The sequence below is a fragment of the Mesorhizobium sp. NPDC059025 genome (genome assembly GCF_042739655.1).
In the GTDB taxonomy this organism is placed as follows: Bacteria; Pseudomonadota; Alphaproteobacteria; order Rhizobiales; family Rhizobiaceae; genus Mesorhizobium.
Window position 1 is genome coordinate 734879 of record NZ_JBHYIM010000001.1, and the last position, 18785, is coordinate 753663.

Consider the following 18785-nt stretch of genomic DNA (forward strand, 5'->3'; position numbering starts at 1 on the left):
AGGGCGGCATATGAAGACCGTGCTTTGCTACGGCGACTCCCTGACCTGGGGCTATGATGCCGCAGGTCTCGGCCGTCGCCATGCGTTCGAGGATCGCTGGCCGAGCGTATTGCAGGCGGAGCTCGGTGGGGCGGCGCGGGTAATCCCCGAAGGGTTGAATGGCCGCACAACAGCCTTCGATGATTATCTGGCCGATTGCGACCGCAACGGTGCTCGCACTCTGCCCACGATCCTTGCGTCGCACGCACCGCTTGATCTGATCATCCTGCTGCTTGGCACCAACGACATGAAGTCGTTCATCTGCGGTCGCGCAATCGGCGCCAGGCAAGGCATGGGACGACTGATCGATATCGTGCGCCGTCTCGCCTATCCGATGGCAGCTACGGCGCCCAGAGTCCTGCTGGTGTCACCGCCGGCCGTCAGGGAAACCACGGACATCAATTTCTCCGCCATGTATGGAGAGAGTATCGCGGAATCGCGCAAGCTCGCGCAGTTCTATGCAGCACTTGCCACAGAGGCGAATTGCGGTTTCTTCGATGCCGGTACGGTCGCAGAGGCAACACCGCTGGACGGTGTGCATCTCGATGCCGAAAACACCCGCCGCATCGGTTTTGCCCTGGCGCCGAAAGTGCGCGACATGCTGGAGCTATGATTTGCCGGACCTCATCATCGGAGCGGCAATGACCAGCCAGGCAGTTGAAATGTGTGCTCGGACTTTACAAATCGCGCGGATTTGCCGAGGTGGCGCGACGGCAAGGAACAAGACTGGGTGCTGCTGATCCGCAGTGCTGCTTGATGAAAAAGGCAGGGAAGAACATGGCTGACAACTACGACGTCATCATCATCGGTTCCGGTCCGGGCGGCTACATCGCGGCCATCCGTTCCGCGCAGCTCGGTTTCAAGACGGCGATCGTCGAACGGGAGCATCTGGCCGGCATCTGCTCCAACTGGGGCTGTATCCCGACCAAGGCGCTGCTGCGTTCGGCAGAAATCTTCCACTACGCCGAGCACGCCAAGAGCTATGGCCTGACACTCGAAGGCACGATCAAGCCCGACCTCAAGGGTATCGTCGACCGTTCGCGCGGCATCGCCCAGCGCATGAACAACGGTGTCGGCTTCCTGATGAAGAAGAACAAGGTCGACGTGATCTGGGGGGAAGCCAGGATCACCAAGCCGGGCGAGATCGTCGTCGGCAAGTCATCCAAGAAGCCGATGGAGCCAATGGGGCCGATCCCGAAGGGCACCAAGGGCGAGGGTACCTATACGGCCAAGCACATCGTGATCGCCACCGGTGCGCGCCCACGCGCGCTGCCGGGCATCGAGCCGGACGGTAAATTGATCTGGACCTATTTCGAGGCCATGGTGCCGCAGCAAATGCCGAAGTCGCTGCTGGTCATGGGCTCGGGCGCCATCGGCATCGAGTTCGCCTCCTTCTATCGCACGATGGGCGTTGATGTGACGGTGGTCGAGATCATGCCGCAGATCATGCCGGTGGAAGATGCCGAGATTTCCACCTGGGCGAAGAAGCAGCTCGAGAAGCAGGGCATGAAGTTCCTGCTCGAGACCAAGGTCACCAAGGTCGAGAAGGGCGCCAATTCCGTTACCGCAACGGTCGAGGGCAAGGATGGCAAGACCCAGACGATTACCGCTGATCGGATGATTTCCGCGGTCGGCGTCCAGTGCAACACCGAAAATCTCGGTCTGGAGACTATCGGCGTGAAGGTCGACCGTGGCGCCATCGTCATTGACGAATTCTGCCGCACCAATGTCCCGGGTATCTATGCCATTGGCGACGTTGCCGGGCCGCCCATGCTGGCGCACAAGGCCGAGCATGAGGCGGTGATCTGCATGGAGAAGATCGCCGGTCTTCATGTTCATCCGATGGATAAGTTGAAGATCCCGGGCTGCACCTATTGCAGCCCGCAGGTCGCATCGGTTGGCCTGACCGAGGCCAAGGCCAAGGAACAGGGCAAGGATATCCGTGTCGGCCGCTTCCAATTCGTCGCCAATGGCAAGGCTGTAGCGCTCGGCGAGGACCAGGGGCTGGTCAAGACGATCTTCGACAAGAAGACCGGCCAGTTGCTTGGCGCTCATATGGTCGGCGCTGAAGTGACCGAGCTGATCCAGGGCTTCGTCGTGGCGATGAACCTCGAAACCACCGAGGAAGAGCTGATGCACACCATCTTCCCGCATCCGACGCTGTCGGAAACGATGAAGGAAAGCGTGCTCGATGCCTATGGACGGGTGCTGAACGCGTAGGAATGCAAAAATGACCGTGGCAGCATGCGTCGCCACGGTCTTTTTCTTCCATCAGAAAAGCCTTAGATGAGGCTTGTACCCAGTCTCCGACTCCGAAGGTTTCGGGGAGATGCAGGAAAGATCAGATGGTCACCGTTCTCGATCTCGTCGCCAACAAGCCGCGCCCCCGTCATCCGGAGAAGGCGCATCGGCCCGACCAGGAGGTGCTGCGCAAGCCGGACTGGATCCGCGTCAAGGCGCCGGTCTCCAAGGGTTACTCCGAGACGCGCGAGATCGTGAAATCGCACAAGCTGGTCACGGTCTGTGAGGAGGCCGGCTGTCCCAACATCGGCGAATGCTGGGAAAAGAAACACGCGACCTTCATGATCATGGGCGAGATCTGCACGCGTGCCTGTGCTTTCTGCAATGTCGCAACCGGCATCCCGACCGCACTCGACGCTGACGAACCAAACCGCGTCGCCCAGGCCGTCAAGACGATGGGCCTTTCCCATGTCGTCATCACTTCGGTTGACCGGGACGATCTCGAAGACGGTGGTGCGCAGCATTTCGCCGATGTCATTCTTGCCATTCGGGCCGCTGCACCGACGACGACGATTGAAATCCTGACGCCGGACTTCCTGCGCAAGGATGGCGCCCGCGCGCTGGAAATCGTCGTGGCAGCCAAGCCTGACGTGTTCAACCACAATCTCGAAACCGTGCCGTCAAATTACCTGACTGTGCGTCCGGGCGCCCGTTATTTCCATTCCATCCGGCTTCTGCAGCGGGTGAAGGAACTCGACCCGTCGATCTTCACCAAGTCCGGCATCATGGTCGGGCTCGGCGAGGAACGTCATGAGGTTCTGCAGCTGATGGACGATCTGCGCTCGGCCGACGTCGACTTCATGACCATCGGCCAGTACCTGCAGCCTTCGAAGAAGCATCATCCGGTGAAGAAATTCGTCACGCCGGAGGAGTTCCAGTCCTACGCGATCGTCGGAAAGAGCAAGGGATTCCTGCTGATGGCATCGAGCCCGCTGACGCGCTCCTCGCACCATGCCGGCGACGATTTCGCCCGGTTGCGCGCTGCGCGCGAAGAACAGCTCAAGAAAACCGCCCGATAAGCCGGTTTCATGCCGAAATTCGAGGCGACGCGCCGTGTATCCCACAGCCCGGACCAGATGTTCGCGCTGGTCGCCGATGTGGAGAAGTACCCGCAGTTCGTGCCGTTATGCGAGGCGTTGACGGTGCGCTCGCGCCGAGAACGCGACGGCCGCACCGTGCTCCTCGCCGATATGAGTGTAGGCTACAAGGCGATCCGCGAGACATTCACCACGCAGGTGCTGTTGAAGCCTGACGAGCGCATCATCGATGTCAAATACATTGACGGCCCGTTCAAATATCTGAGCAACATATGGGGGTTCGAGCCGGCGAGCGATGGCTGCTTCGTGCGATTCTTCATCGATTACGAGTTCAAGAGCCGCATTCTGGGCGCGATGATGGGCACGATGTTCGACCGTGCGTTCCGCATGTTCTCCGAAGCGTTCGAAAAGCGCGCTGACGTGATTTACAGGAAGGAAAGTTGATCTACGGCCCTCGCCAGTTGATCGCGAAGCGCGTTTTCAGTCGGCGAGAGCCCTGAGCCCAATTTCAAGCGCATGCCGCACTGTCTCGCGGCGAATGAAGTCACGGCCTCGATTGTCGAATATGCGATGCTCCGAGATCGTCGGCTGGCCTTTCACCGAAAGGCCAAACCACACAAGTCCGACGGGCTTTTCCAGAGAGCCGCCGTCGGGGCCGGCAATGCCGGTCACAGCCAGGGCGATGCCCGCACGCGACCGGGACAGTGCACCAGCCGCCATCTCCAGTGCCGTTTCAGCAGACACCGCGCCGAAGGCGTCCAGCGTGGCCGTCCTGACGCCGAGCATGTCCATCTTGGCTTCGTTCGAATAGGTGACGAACCCGCGGTCGACGACGGCTGATGAGCCGGCAATGTCGGTCAGATGGGCAACGATCATGCCGCCAGTGCAGCTTTCGGCGGTCGCCGCCATGATCTTGCGCGCCATACAGGCCTTCAGAAAACGGTCGGCCAGCGGCGTGAGTTCGCTCATTCCGGCACCTCGCCCGGATAGACGACACTTGCTGTGGCAATCGCGGCGATGCCTTCCTGGCGGCCGACGAAGCCGAGTTTTTCGTTTGTCGTCGCCTTGATCGAGATGCGTTCTGTCGCAATGCCCAGCATCTCGCAAAGCGCGGCAGTCATCGCTTCACGATGCGGGCCAATGCGTGGCGCCTCGCAGATCAGCGTGATGTCCGCATTGGCGATGCGCCCGCCACGAGCCCGCACGATCCTGGCTGCATGCTCGACGAACAAGCGCGAGGCCGCCCCCTTCCATTGCGGATCAGAAGGTGGGAAATGCGTGCCGATATCGCCTGCGCCGCAGGTGGCGAGCAGTGCGTCCGTCAGGGCATGCAGGCCGACATCGGCGTCGGAATGACCTGACAGCTTGCGGTCGTGCGGAATGGCTACCCCACACAATGTCACGTGGTCGCCCGGTTCAAAGGCGTGCACGTCATAGCCATTGCCCGTGCGGATGTCCGGGAAACTCAAGCGTGCACCATTCAACCGTTGATCCGCCATGACGATATCCCGTGCCCAGGTCAGTTTTACGTTGTCGGGTGAGCCGGGCACGATCTTGACTGGTAGCCGTGCCCATTCGGCGATGGCCGCGTCGTCGGTGAAATCGTCCCGGCCTGCCTGATGCGCCTTCTCGTGCGCCGCCAGAATGGCGCGGAACGGAAAGCCTTGCGGCGTCTGTGCCGCATGCAGCCCCGCACGCGGTACCGTCTCGCCGATGGTGCCGTCCCGGCTTTCGCGTTTCAACGTGTCGGCCACGGGAAGTGCAGGAAGTGCTCCCTGGTCGGCGCCGATCACATCGATGACGCGATCGATGAGATCGCGATCGGCAAAAGGCCGCACGGCATCGTGGATGAGCACCTTTTCCGGTGTCCCGTCGTCCAGTGCGACGAGACCAAGCCGGACCGAGTCTTGCCTGGTTCGGCCGCCGGTGACGATCGTGACGCCGGCAAGATGATCGCCAACTGCCTTTTGCAGCAATTCCAGGTCGTCACTGTGGATGACGACGACGACCTGGCCAATGCGCGGATGCGAAAGGAACGTCTCTATCGTGCGAGCGAGGATGGCGCGGCCGCCAATATGACGATATTGCTTGGGGCCGTCAGCCTGGCCGGCGCGCTCGCCGCGGCCAGCCGCGACGATGACGGCGGCAACGCCGCCGCCGGCGGACACGGCCCTGATTGCGCTCGGTTCCCTCATGCGCAGAGGCTTAGTCGCGGGCGAAGAGGAAGGCCAGCGTTTTCCCAAATAAGCCGCAATGCATGTTCATTCTGCATTGCACAATCATCCCGATCTGGCTAGTGAATAGGCAAAGACAGACGTTGCTTGGTTTTTGTGCATGACTTATCCGGACAAGCTCGCCTTGCCGCTCGTTGTCGGCGGGGTTGCCGTACGCAATCGCGTTTTCCTGGCGCCCATGTCAGGCATCACTGACGAGCCGTTTCGCAAGCGCGCTTATGCGCATGGTGCGGGTCTCGTCGTCTCGGAAATGGTGGCGAGCGGTGAACTCGCGCGGGGCCGGGAAGGGTTCGACCTGCGTATCCGCCATTCCGGTCTGCCGGTCCATATGGTGCAGCTTGCCGGGCGCGAAGCGGTGCATATGGCGGAAGCCGCGCGCATTGCAGCGGGCGAGGGCGCCGACATCATCGACATCAATATGGGCTGTCCGGCGAAGAAGGTAACCGGCGGCTATGCCGGCTCGGCGCTGATGCGCGACCTCGACCACGCGCTGACCTTGATCGAGGCGGTGATCGCTGCGGTGAAGGTGCCGGTGACTGTGAAGATGCGGTTGGGCTGGGATGAAGAGGCCCTGAACGCGCCGATGCTTGCCCGCCGCGCGGAGCAGGCTGGGGTGAGCATGGTGACGATCCATGGCCGGACCCGCTGCCAATTCTACCAGGGCAAGGCCGATTGGCGCGCGATCGCACGCGTGAAGGAAGCCGTGTCGATACCTGTCGTTGCCAATGGCGATGTCGCGACGCCGGCCGATGCCGTCACTATCCTCGAACAATCCGGCGCGGACGCCGTGATGGCCGGCCGCAGCCATTACGGTGCGCCATGGACCGCGGGCACCATCGCGGCCACTGCCGCCGGGGACGAGGTATCAGGTCTGCCAAAGGCAGGCGCTGAATTCGCCGACTATATCGTCGAGCACTATGAAGACATGCTTGCTCTTTACGGTATCGAGAGCGGGTTGAGGCAGGCCAGGAAACATCTCGGCTGGTATCTGGATCGACACGCAGGAGCGACGCCGGCGCCTCTGCGCAAGGACATACTGACTTCGTTCGACCCTGCCACAGTCGTGAAGCTGTTGCGTACGGTGTTTTCAGACGGGATGCAGTCTGGTGAAATCAGGAGCGCGGCATGACCATCGCGACGACCGCAGTCGCGGATATGGCCGACGCCGCGCAGGTTCTTCTCAACACGATTCGCCGTCCGGTGATCATGGTCGGGCCAGAGGGCAACATCACCTACGCCAACGCCGACGCCGAGGACTTCTTTCGTTCCAGCGCGACCATGCTGGCACGCAACACCTTGGCCAAACTCATCCCGTTTGGCAGCCCGTTGCTGGCTCTTGTGGATCAGGTTCGCGACCGGCGCACGCCGGTCAATGAATATCGTGTCGATGTTTCCTCGCCACGCCTCGGCATCGAGAAGGTTGTCGATCTTTATGCCGCGCCGGTACCGGAGTTTCCGGATTCGGTGGTGGTGATGTTCCAGGAACGCTCGATGGCCGACAAGATCGACCGGCAGATGACACATCGTGGCGCGGCGCGTTCCGTCACCGGCCTGGCGGCAATGCTGGCGCATGAGATCAAGAACCCGCTTTCGGGTATCCGCGGTGCCGCGCAGTTGCTCGAACTTTCCGCTTCGGACGAGGATCGCGCGTTGACTCGACTGATCACCGATGAGACCGACCGCATCGTATCGCTGGTCGATCGTATGGAGGTGTTTTCCGATGAGCGACCGATCGACCGGTATCCGGTCAACATCCACGTGGTCCTCGATCATGTGAAGGCAATCGCGAGAAACGGTTTCGCCAATCGGATCAAGGTCGTAGAAGACTATGATCCTTCGTTGCCTTCGGTCTATGGCAACCGCGACCAGCTTATTCAGGTGTTTCTGAACCTCGTGAAGAATGCCGCGGAAGCGATCGGTTCGGATCCGCTCGGCGAGATCACGCTGACCACCGCCTTCCGCCCCGGCATCCGTGTCTCCGTGCCCGGTACCCAGGACCGCGTGTCGTTGCCACTGGAATTCTGCGTGCACGATAACGGCTCCGGTGTATCGGAGGATATTCTGCCAATCCTGTTCGATCCATTCATCACCACGAAGCCGAACGGCTCCGGCCTGGGGTTGGCACTGGTTGCCAAGATCGTCGGCGAACATGGCGGCATCATCGAATGTGAGTCGACACCGCGCGGCACCACCTTCCGCGTGCTCCTGCCTGCCTGGAAGGAGCCGACAACGGAAAGCCATGAAGGATATCGTCCATGAGCACGCGCGGCACCATTCTCGTCGCCGATGACGACGCTGCGATCCGCACGGTGCTCAATCAGGCGCTGTCGCGCGCGGGACACGAGGTGCGGGTGACGTCCAACGCCTCCACGCTATGGCGCTGGGTTGCGGCGGGCGAGGGTGACATTGTCGTCACCGACGTGGTGATGCCCGACGAAAACGCCTTCGACATGCTGCCCCGCATCAAGAAGGCACGACCGGAACTGCCGGTCGTCGTCATGAGCGCGCAGAACACCTTCATGACCGCCATCCGCGCCTCCGAGGCCGGCGCCTATGAGTATCTGCCGAAACCGTTCGATCTGACCGAACTGCTCAACATCGTCGCCCGGGCGATGGCCGAACCACGCCGTCCCAAGGCTGACGTCCGTCCTGACGATCAGCCCGAAACGATGCCGCTCGTCGGTCGCTCGGCCGCCATGCAGGACATCTACCGCATGCTTGCGCGCATGATGCAGACCGATCTGACCGTCATGATCAGTGGTGAATCCGGTACCGGCAAGGAACTGGTGGCGCGTGCTTTGCACGAATATGGCCGCCGCCGCGGCGGTCCTTTCGTTGCCATCAACATGGCCGCGATTCCGCGCGATCTGATCGAATCGGAGCTGTTCGGCCATGAGAAAGGTGCCTTCACCGGCGCGCAGAACCGTTCCACCGGTCGCTTCGAGCAGGCCGAAGGTGGCACCCTGTTCCTCGACGAGATCGGCGACATGCCGATGGAGGCGCAGACCAGGCTGCTGCGCGTGTTGCAGCAGGGCGAATACACGACCGTGGGCGGGCGCACACCGATCAAGACGGATGTGCGTATCGTTGCGGCCACCAACAAGGATCTTCGCACCCTCATCAATCAGGGCCTGTTTCGCGAAGACCTGTTCTATCGTCTCAATGTCGTGCCATTGAGGCTCCCTGGGCTGCGTGAACGTGCCGAGGACATTCCCGACCTTGTACGGCATTTCTTCAAGCTCGGTGCCAAGGATGGGCTGCAGGCCAAGCGCATCGCGCCTGCCGGTGTCGAATTGATGAAGCGCTATCCGTGGCCCGGCAATGTGCGCGAACTGGAAAATCTGGTGCGGCGGCTGGCCGCGCTTTATCCGCAGGACGAGATTTCGGCCGAGATCATCGATGCGGAGCTGAAGACCGGCGAGGCACCCGCCGTACCCAATTCCAATGTCCTGATCCCCGATGACCTGTCCATCAGCCAAGCCGTCGAGCACTATCTCCAGCGTTATTTCACATCCTTCGGCGACGAGTTGCCACCATCCGGGCTCTACCAGCGCATTCTGGAGGAAGTCGAACATCCGCTGGTGCTGGCCGCGATGACGGCGACACGTGGCAACCAGATCCGCGCGGCCGATCTGCTCGGCCTCAATCGCAACACCTTGCGCAAGAAGATCCGCGATCTTGGCGTCAACGTCTACCGCGGGGCGCGGCAGGGCTAGTCCGAGTCCGCGATGACCAGATCGAACTAGTCCATCAAAAACCGGTTGATGAGACGTCGAAAGATTTTTGTGATCGGACGTCTTGTTGCATATTCGCCACAATGCGTTGCATAGATGCTACGCAACCATGACAGCAAGCGGCGAAATGGCTGAGCAGGCCATACCATTGAACGGACCATTGTTTCGGAGATCCGGCGTGCAGGAGGCCAGGCGGCTGATGGCGCTTCCCGGCATCCTCGCGATCATCGGTGCCTTGCTGACCGCCGCGGTTTCCTTTGCGATCCTGGTCGGAGCGACGCCGATCACGCCTGATCGGACAACGACGCTATGGCTGATCGGCCTCAATGCGCTGTTCATCTTCTTCCTGGTGGCGCTCGTCGCCCGCGAAGCCAGGCGAATCATCATGGCGCGTCGCGTCGGCAAGGCTGCGTCACGTCTGCATGTGCGCATCGTCTTGATGTTCGCGCTGGTCGCCGCGGTTCCGGCGATCCTGGTGGCCATCATCGCGGCCATCACGCTGAACATCGGTCTTGATCGCTGGTTCGAGATCCGCACCAAAACCATCATCAATTCGTCGCTTTCGATCGCGGAAGCCTATGTCCAGGAAAATGCACGCAACCTCCAGGGAACGACCTTGTCCATGGCTTACGACCTGGACAGCTCGCGTACGCTCTACGGGCTTGATCGAGGCGGCTTCCTGGACCTGATGAACAAGGAAGCAATCGGTCGTGGCCTTGCCCATGCCGCGCTCGTCAAGGAGGACGGCACTCCGGTGCTAAGTGCAAAAACCGGTATCGACTTCCCAATGCCCCCGCCGCCCGACGGGGCAGTCAAACAGGCTGTGGATGGCAAGCCGCTGCTGATCGAGCCGCGCACGCGCAACATCATGGGCGCAATCATCAAACTGAAGGAAATCGAGGGGCTTTATCTCTACACCATTCGCGTGGTCGACCCCGAGGTGATCAGGGCGCGGGAGATCGTGCGGGCAAACACCGCGGAGTATCGCGGCCTCGAAACCAACCGCGGATTCTCCCAGGTTGCGTTTGCGTTGCCTTACATGTCGCTGACGCTCATCGTCATCCTGTCCGCCATCTGGACGGGTATCGCCGTGGCGGATCGTCTGGTGCGTCCGATCCGTCAGCTGATCGGTGCTGCCGACGAGGTGGCGACGGGAAATCTCGATGTCTCGGTTCCGGTCCGCAATTCGGACGGCGACGTCGCGCATCTGGGAGATACGTTCAACAAGATGCTGCTGGAGTTGAAATCCCAGCGCAATGAAATCCTGACCGCCAAGGATCTGGCCGACGAGCGGTTGCGGTTCTCGGAAGCCGTTCTGGCGGGCGTCACCTCGGGTGTTGTCGGTGTCGATCCTTTTGGCATCATCACCATTGTCAACAAGTCGGCAGAGGCGATGTTGGCTATGTCGTCCGAGACCGCACTGGGGCAAAACCTTTCTGCCGTGCTGCCTCATGTCGGGCGCGTGTTGGAGATCGGCCGCAAATCCGGCAAACCGGTCTATCGCGAGCAGGTGACCTTCTTCCGCGCCGGCGCCGAACGGACCTTCAATGTCCAGGTGACGATCGAGGAAGACCAGGACGATGCCTATGAGGGCGAAAAATCCTATGTCGTGACCGTGGACGACATCACCGATCTCGTCACGGCACAACGCACTTCAGCCTGGGCCGACGTTGCCCGGCGCATTGCCCATGAAATCAAGAATCCGCTGACGCCGATCCAGCTTTCGGCCGAACGCATCCGGCGTCGTTACGGCAAGGTGATCACCGAAGACCGTGAGGTGTTCGACCAGTGTACCGACACCATCATTCGGCAGGTCGAGGATATCGGGCGCATGGTTGACGAGTTCTCGTCCTTCGCGCGCATGCCCAAGCCTGAAATGAAAGCGATCGACTTGCGCGAGCCATTGCGTGAGGCCTCGTTCCTGGTGGAAGTCAGCCAGTCCGACATCGCATTCGAACGTTCCTTCGGTGACGAGCCGCTCAAGGGCACCTTTGACAACCGCTTGCTGTCGCAAGCGTTCGGCAATGTCATCAAGAATGCCGCCGAGGCCATGGAGGGGCTCGAACGGGCGCCGGGTGAAAAGGGCGTGATCCGTGTCCAGGCAGCTCACGTCGACGGTTCGATCCGGGTGGACGTGATCGATAACGGCAAGGGGCTTCCGCGTGAAAACCGGGGGCGGTTGCTCGAGCCGTATATGACGACGCGCGAGAAAGGCACCGGACTTGGCCTCGCGATCGTCAAAAAGATCGTGGAAGACCATGGCGGACGGCTGGAACTGCACGACGCACCTGCCGACTTCCATGGTGGGCGTGGGGCCATGATCAGCATCATCCTTCCTGCCGGTACGGCACCACGTGGCCGGGAGATGGCGGAAAACGAACGAGAAACTGAGAAGGTCGGTAATGGCGTCTGATATTCTGATCGTCGACGACGAAGAAGACATCCGTGAACTGGTTGCGGGTATCCTGAGCGACGAAGGCCACGAAACCCGCACGGCTCATGATGCGGACAGTGCGCTGGCGGCGATCGCCGATCGCGCGCCGCGCCTCATCTTCCTCGATATCTGGCTGCAGGGATCGCGGCTCGATGGCCTGGCGTTGCTTGACGAAATCAAGACCCTGCATCCCAATCTGCCAGTGGTGATGATTTCCGGTCATGGCAACATCGAAACGGCGGTATCGGCCATTCGTCGCGGTGCCTACGATTTCATCGAAAAGCCCTTCAAGGCCGACCGGCTGATCCTCGTCGCGGAGCGTGCGCTGGAGACTTCCAAGTTGCGGCGTGAGGTTTCCGACCTCAAGCAGCGCAGCGGCGAAACATTCGACCTGATCGGCATGTCGTCGGCGATGAGTCAGCTGCGGCAGACCATCGAGCGTGTCGCGCCGACCAACAGCCGTATCATGATCATGGGACCATCGGGCTCGGGCAAGGAACTGGCGGCGAGAGCCATTCACGCCTTGTCGGCGCGCAAGAGCGGGCCGTTTGTGACCTTGAGCGCGGCCAACATCACGCCCGAGCGCATGGAGATCGAGCTGTTCGGCACCGAATCGAATGGCACCGAGCGCAAGGTCGGGGCTCTCGAAGAGGCACATCGCGGCATTCTCTACATTGATGAAGTCGCCGATATGCCGCGCGAAACGCAGAACAAGATCCTGCGTGTGCTGGTCGAGCAGCAGTTCGAACGGGTGGGCGGCACCAAGCGTGTCAAGGTGGATGTGCGCATCATCTCGTCGACCGCGCAAAACCTTGAAGCGATGATTGCCGAGGGGCGCTTCCGCGAAGACCTATATCACCGCCTGGCTGTCGTGCCGGTGGCGGTGCCCGGGCTTGCGGAGCGACGCGAGGATATTCCCTATCTGGTCGATACCTTTGTCAAACAGATCGCAAGGCAGGCGGGAATCAAAGCGCGGCGTATCGGTGACGACGCGATGGCGGTGCTCCAGGCACACAACTGGCCAGGCAATGTGCGACAGCTGCGCAACAACATCGAACGGCTGATGATCCTGGCGCGCGGTGACGATGTCGAGGCACCGATCACCGCCGACCTGCTGCCGTCCGAAATTGGCGATGTGATGCCACGCACACCCAACCAGTCGGACCAGCACATCATGGCGCTGCCGTTGCGTGAGGCTCGCGAGCAGTTCGAGAAGGATTACCTGATCGCGCAGATCAATCGCTTTGGCGGCAACATCTCCAAAACCGCCGAATTCATCGGCATGGAGCGCTCCGCCTTGCATCGAAAGCTCAAGTCTCTCGGTGTTTGACCAGCCGTTGCGGGGCGGCTGGACCATGTCTTTGTCCGATACGCAGTCATCGGAATCGCGTAAGAAAACCTGATATTTCAGAGGGTTCGCCATGCCGCGCATTGCCTATGTCAACGGACGCTATGTCGCCCACCGCGATGCCGCCGTGCATATCGAGGATCGGGGCTACCAGTTCGCCGATGGCGTCTACGAAGTCTGCGAGGTGGCACGCGGTTTCATCGTTGACATGAAACGCCATCTCGATCGGCTTGAGCGCTCCCTGCGGGAGCTTCGTATTGAATGGCCGGTCGGCAGGAAGCCGCTCGAGATTGTCTTGCGCGAGGTTGTCAGGCGCAATCAGGTGTTCAATGGACTGGTCTATGTCCAGGTGACGCGTGGTGTCGCCAGCCGGGACTTCCTGTTTCCCGCAGACACGTTGTCGTCGCTCGTTGTAACAGCGAGAAAGGTGAACCCGGCGCTGGCGGCCAAGCGTGCCGAAGACGGTATCAAGGTCATCACGGTGCCGGAGAACCGCTGGGACCGTGTCGACATCAAGTCGGTCGGGCTGCTGCCGAACGTGCTGGCAAAGCAGAAGGCGAAGGAAGCCGGAGCCCAGGAAGCCTGGTTTGTCGACGAGAGCGGCAACGTCAAGGAGGGAGGGTCGTCGAACGCCTGGATCGTCACGAAAGACGGTGTCCTGGTGACGCGACCTGCGGACCACGGCATCCTGCGCGGTATCACCCGTACGACGATATTTGACGTTGCGGCCAAGCTTGGCCTGAAGATTGAAGAGCGCGGTTTTTCCGTTGCCGAGGCCAAGGGCGCGCGTGAAGCGTTCATCAGTTCGGCAACGACAATCGCCATGCCAGTGGTGGCCATTGACGGACAAACCGTTGCCAATGGTCATCCGGGCTCGATAACACTTTCGTTGCGGCAGGCGTTTTTTGACGTTGCGGAAAAAAGTCCGGCCTGATAACCGGCACAACAGGAATGGACATCAATACATCTCGTTCTACTTGTCGTTGTTCACGACAAGCATGTCTGCAAGCTTGACATATGCCGAGTATTTTGGCGCACTGGCATGCATACCGAAGGGGATCGGCGAAAGATAAGAACAATGGCAGAGCGTTCGCAAAATCTTCAGGACCTGTTCCTGAACTCGGTGCGCAAGAGCAAGAATCCACTCACAATCTTCCTCATCAACGGCGTGAAATTGACCGGGGTGGTGACCTCGTTCGACAATTTCTGTGTGTTGCTGCGGCGCGACGGGCATTCGCAGCTCGTCTACAAGCATGCCATTTCCACGATCATGCCGAGCCAGCCGGTTCAGATGTTCGATGGTGAGGAAAGCCAAGGCGGCTAATTGACCAGGCAGGACGACGCGAGCCGGAAGGGCCGCGGGCAATCGACACATGATGAGGGCGCGGGCTCCGGAGAGGCAACCCGTGCCCTCGTTGTCGTACCCGTACTGCCGAATCACACAAGGCAGGAAGACGACACCGGCCGCGTTCGGCTGGCGCGGTCACCCGAAGCGCGGCTGGAAGAGGCCGTCGGTCTGACGCGCGCCATCGATCTCGATCCTGTCCAGACATCGATTGCTGTCGTCGCCGAACCGCGACCGGCGACGTTGCTGGGATCAGGAAAGGTCTCGGAACTGGCTGAGGCGGTCAAGGACAAGGGCGCCGAACTCGCCATCATCGACCATCCGCTGACGCCGGTGCAGCAGCGCAACCTCGAGAAGGAACTGAACGTCAAGGTTCTGGACCGGACCGGCCTCATCCTCGAGATCTTCGGGGAGCGTGCCCGAACCAAGGAAGGTACGCTGCAGGTCGAGCTGGCGCATCTCAACTATCAGAAGGGTCGACTGGTGCGATCCTGGACCCACCTCGAGCGCCAGCGCGGTGGCGCCGGTTTCCTGGGCGGTCCCGGTGAAACGCAGATCGAGGCAGACCGCCGTGCGTTGCAAGAGAAGATCATCAAGCTGAAGCGTGAGCTGGAGACGGTACGGCGCACGCGCGATCTTCATCGTGCCAAGCGAAAAAAGGTGCCTTTCCCGGTGGTTGCGATTGTTGGCTACACCAACGCAGGAAAGTCGACCCTATTCAACAAGCTGACCGGCGCCGGCGTGCTGGCGGAAGACATGCTGTTTGCAACGCTCGACCCGACATTGCGGCGGGTGCGACTTCCACATGGCACGCCGATCATCCTTTCCGATACTGTTGGTTTCATTTCCGACCTGCCAACCCATCTGGTCGCAGCTTTCCGCGCTACCCTCGAAGAGGTGGTAGAGGCTGACCTGGTCATCCATCTGCGTGACATATCCGATCCGGACACGGCCGCGCAGGCGGAAGATGTCGAGCGTATCCTGGGCGATCTCGGCGTCGATGCGGCCGACGCCAATCGTGTCGTTGAAGTCTGGAACAAGATCGACCTGCTGGACGAGGGCAACCGGGAGCGCCTTTTGTCGGAAAGTGCTGATGTGAAACGCCCACCGATCGCCATTTCGGCGGTGACGGGCGAGGGCCTCGACGCTCTCAAGGCGCTGATCGAAACACGCGTATCGGGTGAACTGCAGTCGGTCGAAATCACCTTGCAGCCCGCGCAACTCGGCATGGTCGACTGGCTTTACCGCAACGGTGACGTCGTCAGGCGCACGGACAATGAAGACGGCAGCGTTTCCCTGTCCTTGATGGCGACCGAAAGCGCGCGCGAAGAGATTGAAGGTCGACTGCGGCGCAAGAGCGGCTGAGATGCCCAGTCTCCCCAAGATGCGGGTGGCGAGGCCATCCGACGACCTCGAGGCGTTGCTGCGCTTTTATCGGGACGGCCTGGGCCTGCAGGTCCTGGCGCGCTTCGACGATCACGATGGCTTTGACGGGATCATGTTGGGGCACCCGAATGCTCCCTACCATCTGGAGTTCACGAAGGCTCACGGGGAGGTCGCTGGTCGAGCGCCGTCGGAAGATCACCTTCTTGTCTATTATCTTCCTGATCGGACGATATGGGAGGATGCCGTCGCTTCCATGAAGGCGGCGGGTTTTGACCCGGTTCCATCATTCAATCCCTACTGGGACAGGGTTGGCATCACCTTCCAGGATCCGGATGGGTATCGTGTGGTGCTCCAGCGAGCCGAGTGGAGCCGCTAGAGCATTTTGTAGCCAAGTGGAATCACTTGGCGTTACAAGAGTGCGACGAAAACAAAAACTTAGAGCGTTTCCGCGTTTCCGTGAAAAACGGAAACGCTCTAGAGTGGCGCGGTTGTTCAGGGAAACGCTTTAACTTTTTGTTTTTACGCAATTCCCGACGCAAACCGCTGCGCGTCTTTGCTGGAATTTCTCCAGATTTCAGTCGGCACTCTTGGCTTGCTGCCAAAGCGCCTCCATCTCGTCCAGCGATGCGTTCTCCAAGCTGTGGCCAGAGGTCTCAAGTGCCTGCTCCACATAGTGGAAGCGTTTGCGGAACTTGTCGTTGGTGCCGGAGAGGGCTGCCTCCGAATCGACCTTGAGATGGCGGCCGAGATTGACGACGGCAAACAGCATGTCGCCAAATTCATCCCTGATCGAAGCGATATCGCGCTTGGCCAAGGCTTCGCGCAACTCCGCGATCTCCTCTTCGATCTTGTCGAGGATCGGCTCGGCTTCACTCCAGTCAAAGCCGACGCGAGCGGCTTTCTCCTGCAATTTCAGCGCCCTGGTAAGTGCGGGCAGGGCAACGGGCACGGAATCCAGGAAACCCTTGCCGTGATCTTCCGGATCCAGGCCGCGCGCAAGCCTTTCGGCGCGGCGCTCCGCTTTTTCTTCTGCCTTGATCTTTTCCCACATGCCCTTGGCCATTCCGGCATTGCGGGCTTCTTCGCTGCCGAAGACATGTGGGTGGCGGCGGATCATCTTGCGGGTGATGCCTTCGACCACGTCGCCGAAGGCAAACTCACCTTGTTCGTCAGCCATCTGGGCGTGGTAGACGACCTGAAGCAGAAGGTCGCCAAGTTCCTCGCGCAGATTGTCGATATCATTGCGCGCAATGGCGTCGGCCACCTCGTAGGCTTCTTCGATCGTGTAAGGGGCGATGGTCGAGAAATTCTGCTCGATGTCCCAGGGACAGCCGGTGACCGGCGCGCGCAGGGCCGCCATGATCTCGATGAGGCGGGAGATGTCCTTGGAGGGCTTCATGGCCAGAGCCTAATCCGCATCGGGCAGAACGGCCAATGCCGCTGAGCGGCATCGGCCTCTTGTCCACAATCTCGCGGAACCATCCCGTGCGCGGCCCATCGGGGCTTTTCGAGAGTCGATTCCGATTCAGCCGCGGGCTAATCGAGTACCGAAACAATTGCCTTGGCGAGTTTGTCCAGGCCGTCTTCGGGCAGGCCGGCCACATTGATGCGGCTGTCGCCCACCATGTAGACGCCGTGTTCGTTTCGAAGCCGATCGACCTGCGCTTCTGTCAAGCCGAGGCGCGAGAACATGCCGCGGTGTTCAGCAACAAAATCGAAGCGGTCCGAATTGGACTGCCTGCGCAGCGCCTCCGCGAAAGCGACGCGCAGCCGCAGCATGCGCTGGCGCATTTCCTCCAGCTCGGTCTCCCAGTCAACGCGCAGTTTCTCGTCCTGCAGCACGATGCGGACCGCTGCTGCGCCATGATCCGGTGGCATCGAATAGAGCGTGCGTGCCGCTGCCAGCATGTGGCTCAGCGCGATATCGGCTTCCGCACCGTTCTTCGCCAGGATCATCGCGGCGCCGACACGGTCGCGATAGACAGCAAAATTCTTCGAGCAGCTCGAAGCGACCAGCATTTCGGGCACCTTGCCGGCGATAAGGCGAAGGCCGGCCGCATCGGCCTCCAGGCCTTCACCGAAACCCTGATAGGCAATGTCGACAAACGGCAACAGGCGGCCTTCGACCAACAGATCCGCCACCTTCGCCCACTGCTCGATGGTAAGGTTGGCGCCGGTCGGGTTGTGGCAGCAACCGTGCAGCAACACCGCGTCACCAGGCTTGGCGGTCTTCAGCGTCGCCAGCATGTCGTCGAAGCGGACAGAACCGCTTGCAGCATCGAAATAGGGATACTCGGCGATGGTCAGTCCAGATTCCCGCATCATGGGGATGTGGTTCGGCCAGGTCGGGTTGGAAATCCAGATCGTGGCGCCTGGCCGGGTGCGCTTCAGCAGTTCTGCGGCCAGTCGCAACGCGCCGGAGCCGCCTGGCGCCTGCGCCGCGCGGATTCGGGTGAGGTCGGCTCCGTCACCGAAGACCAGCCTGGTCATGACTTCGTTGAAGGCGAGATCGCCGGCAAGGCCAAGATAGGTCTTGGTGTCCTGGTTCTGCAGAAGCCGCGTTTCGGCCTCACGCACCGCCCGCATGACCGCCGTCTTGCCGTCACGATCCTTGTAGACGCCGACGCCGAGATCAACTTTGTCGGTGCGCGGATCGGCACGGTAGAGCCCGATCAGGGCAAGAATCTTGTCTGTCGGCGCTGGCTGCAGGTCTTCAAACATCTGAGGCTTTTCCATGGGCATCGCGCCGCCTTGTGGGCGCGGCGGAGTGATACGAAAAACGATGGTGTTAGGCTAGGATTATTGCGCCGGATATTGCGGTTGGCTCTGTAGGCGCTCGTGTGTCCTGCTTGCATGGGGCAAATTTCCTGGACCCATCATGGACGGAACAATCTTCGACATCGTGGTCATTTTTGAGAAAGCCATCC

17 protein-coding genes are annotated in these 18785 nt (G+C 60.8%); 13 read left to right on the top strand and 4 right to left on the bottom strand.

Annotation, left to right across the window (positions count from 1 at the left end):
- Window positions 1-10: 10 nt before the first annotated feature.
- The 4 genes from ACFWYE_RS03570 (at window position 11) to ACFWYE_RS03585 (ending at window position 3821) form a co-directional block, all read left to right on the top strand.
- Window positions 11-652 carry an SGNH/GDSL hydrolase family protein gene (locus ACFWYE_RS03570; RefSeq protein ID WP_379109586.1) on the top strand — a complete coding sequence of 214 codons (642 nt, stop codon included), beginning with the start codon at window positions 11-13 and terminating at the stop codon, window positions 650-652.
- A gap of 164 nt (window positions 653-816) precedes the next feature.
- The gene (gene lpdA / locus ACFWYE_RS03575) at window positions 817-2259 is read left to right on the top strand and encodes a dihydrolipoyl dehydrogenase (protein WP_379109588.1); all 1443 of its coding nucleotides are present in this window, start codon (window positions 817-819) and stop codon (window positions 2257-2259) included.
- 125 nt (window positions 2260-2384) lie between these two features.
- Window positions 2385-3359 carry a lipoyl synthase gene (gene lipA / locus ACFWYE_RS03580; protein WP_379070958.1) on the top strand — a complete coding sequence of 325 codons (975 nt, stop codon included), beginning with the start codon at window positions 2385-2387 and terminating at the stop codon, window positions 3357-3359.
- Between the two features lie 9 nt (window positions 3360-3368).
- Entirely contained in the window at window positions 3369-3821 is a 453-nt protein-coding gene (locus tag ACFWYE_RS03585; protein WP_379070961.1) for a type II toxin-antitoxin system RatA family toxin, read from the top strand.
- A 36-nt stretch (window positions 3822-3857) separates the two neighbouring features.
- Here the strand turns inward: ACFWYE_RS03585 and ACFWYE_RS03590 are convergent, their stop codons facing one another.
- Both ACFWYE_RS03590 and ACFWYE_RS03595 read right to left on the bottom strand, forming a co-directional pair.
- On the bottom strand, window positions 3858-4346 hold the full coding sequence (locus tag ACFWYE_RS03590) for a CinA family protein (protein WP_379109589.1): 489 nt from the start codon (window positions 4344-4346) through the stop codon (window positions 3858-3860).
- Window positions 4343-5572: a bifunctional 2-C-methyl-D-erythritol 4-phosphate cytidylyltransferase/2-C-methyl-D-erythritol 2,4-cyclodiphosphate synthase gene (locus ACFWYE_RS03595; RefSeq protein WP_379109591.1), complete on the bottom strand. Its 1230-nt coding sequence runs from the start codon at window positions 5570-5572 to the stop codon at window positions 4343-4345. The genes ACFWYE_RS03590 and ACFWYE_RS03595 overlap by 4 nt, the downstream gene beginning before the upstream one ends.
- A gap of 139 nt (window positions 5573-5711) precedes the next feature.
- On the opposite strand from ACFWYE_RS03595, the gene dusB reads away from it, so the two are divergent.
- The 9 genes from dusB (at window position 5712) to ACFWYE_RS03640 (ending at window position 16234) form a co-directional block, all read left to right on the top strand.
- Window positions 5712-6740 carry a tRNA dihydrouridine synthase DusB gene (gene dusB / locus ACFWYE_RS03600; protein WP_379070970.1) on the top strand — a complete coding sequence of 343 codons (1029 nt, stop codon included), beginning with the start codon at window positions 5712-5714 and terminating at the stop codon, window positions 6738-6740.
- Window positions 6737-7870 carry a nitrogen regulation protein NR(II) gene (locus ACFWYE_RS03605; RefSeq protein WP_379109593.1) on the top strand — a complete coding sequence of 378 codons (1134 nt, stop codon included), beginning with the start codon at window positions 6737-6739 and terminating at the stop codon, window positions 7868-7870. The genes dusB and ACFWYE_RS03605 overlap by 4 nt, the downstream gene beginning before the upstream one ends.
- Window positions 7867-9327 (top strand): nitrogen regulation protein NR(I), encoded by a 1461-nt coding sequence (gene ntrC / locus ACFWYE_RS03610; RefSeq protein WP_379070976.1) that lies wholly within the window; start codon window positions 7867-7869, stop codon window positions 9325-9327. Before ACFWYE_RS03605 ends, ntrC begins: the two co-directional genes overlap by 4 nt.
- A 145-nt stretch (window positions 9328-9472) precedes the next feature.
- The gene (locus ACFWYE_RS03615; RefSeq protein WP_379109594.1) at window positions 9473-11758 is read left to right on the top strand and encodes an ATP-binding protein; all 2286 of its coding nucleotides are present in this window, start codon (window positions 9473-9475) and stop codon (window positions 11756-11758) included.
- On the top strand, window positions 11748-13109 hold the full coding sequence (locus ACFWYE_RS03620) for a sigma-54 dependent transcriptional regulator (protein ID WP_129415155.1): 1362 nt from the start codon (window positions 11748-11750) through the stop codon (window positions 13107-13109). The genes ACFWYE_RS03615 and ACFWYE_RS03620 overlap by 11 nt, the downstream gene beginning before the upstream one ends.
- A gap of 91 nt (window positions 13110-13200) precedes the next feature.
- Window positions 13201-14061, top strand: a complete 861-nt coding sequence (locus ACFWYE_RS03625; protein ID WP_379070982.1) for a D-amino-acid transaminase — start codon at window positions 13201-13203, stop codon at window positions 14059-14061.
- Between the two features lie 144 nt (window positions 14062-14205).
- The gene (gene hfq / locus ACFWYE_RS03630) at window positions 14206-14451 is read left to right on the top strand and encodes an RNA chaperone Hfq (protein WP_018428055.1); all 246 of its coding nucleotides are present in this window, start codon (window positions 14206-14208) and stop codon (window positions 14449-14451) included.
- Window positions 14452-15837, top strand: coding sequence for a GTPase HflX (gene hflX, locus ACFWYE_RS03635; protein WP_379070985.1), 1386 nt, complete (start codon window positions 14452-14454; stop codon window positions 15835-15837).
- Between the two features lies 1 nt (window position 15838).
- On the top strand, window positions 15839-16234 hold the full coding sequence (locus ACFWYE_RS03640; RefSeq protein WP_379070988.1) for a VOC family protein: 396 nt from the start codon (window positions 15839-15841) through the stop codon (window positions 16232-16234).
- A gap of 198 nt (window positions 16235-16432) precedes the next feature.
- Here the strand turns inward: ACFWYE_RS03640 and mazG are convergent, their stop codons facing one another.
- Window positions 16433-17257: a nucleoside triphosphate pyrophosphohydrolase gene (gene mazG / locus ACFWYE_RS03645; protein WP_379109596.1), complete on the bottom strand. Its 825-nt coding sequence runs from the start codon at window positions 17255-17257 to the stop codon at window positions 16433-16435.
- A gap of 137 nt (window positions 17258-17394) precedes the next feature.
- On the bottom strand, window positions 17395-18579 hold the full coding sequence (locus ACFWYE_RS03650; protein WP_379070994.1) for an aromatic amino acid transaminase: 1185 nt from the start codon (window positions 18577-18579) through the stop codon (window positions 17395-17397).
- Between the last annotated feature and the right edge of the window lie 206 nt (window positions 18580-18785).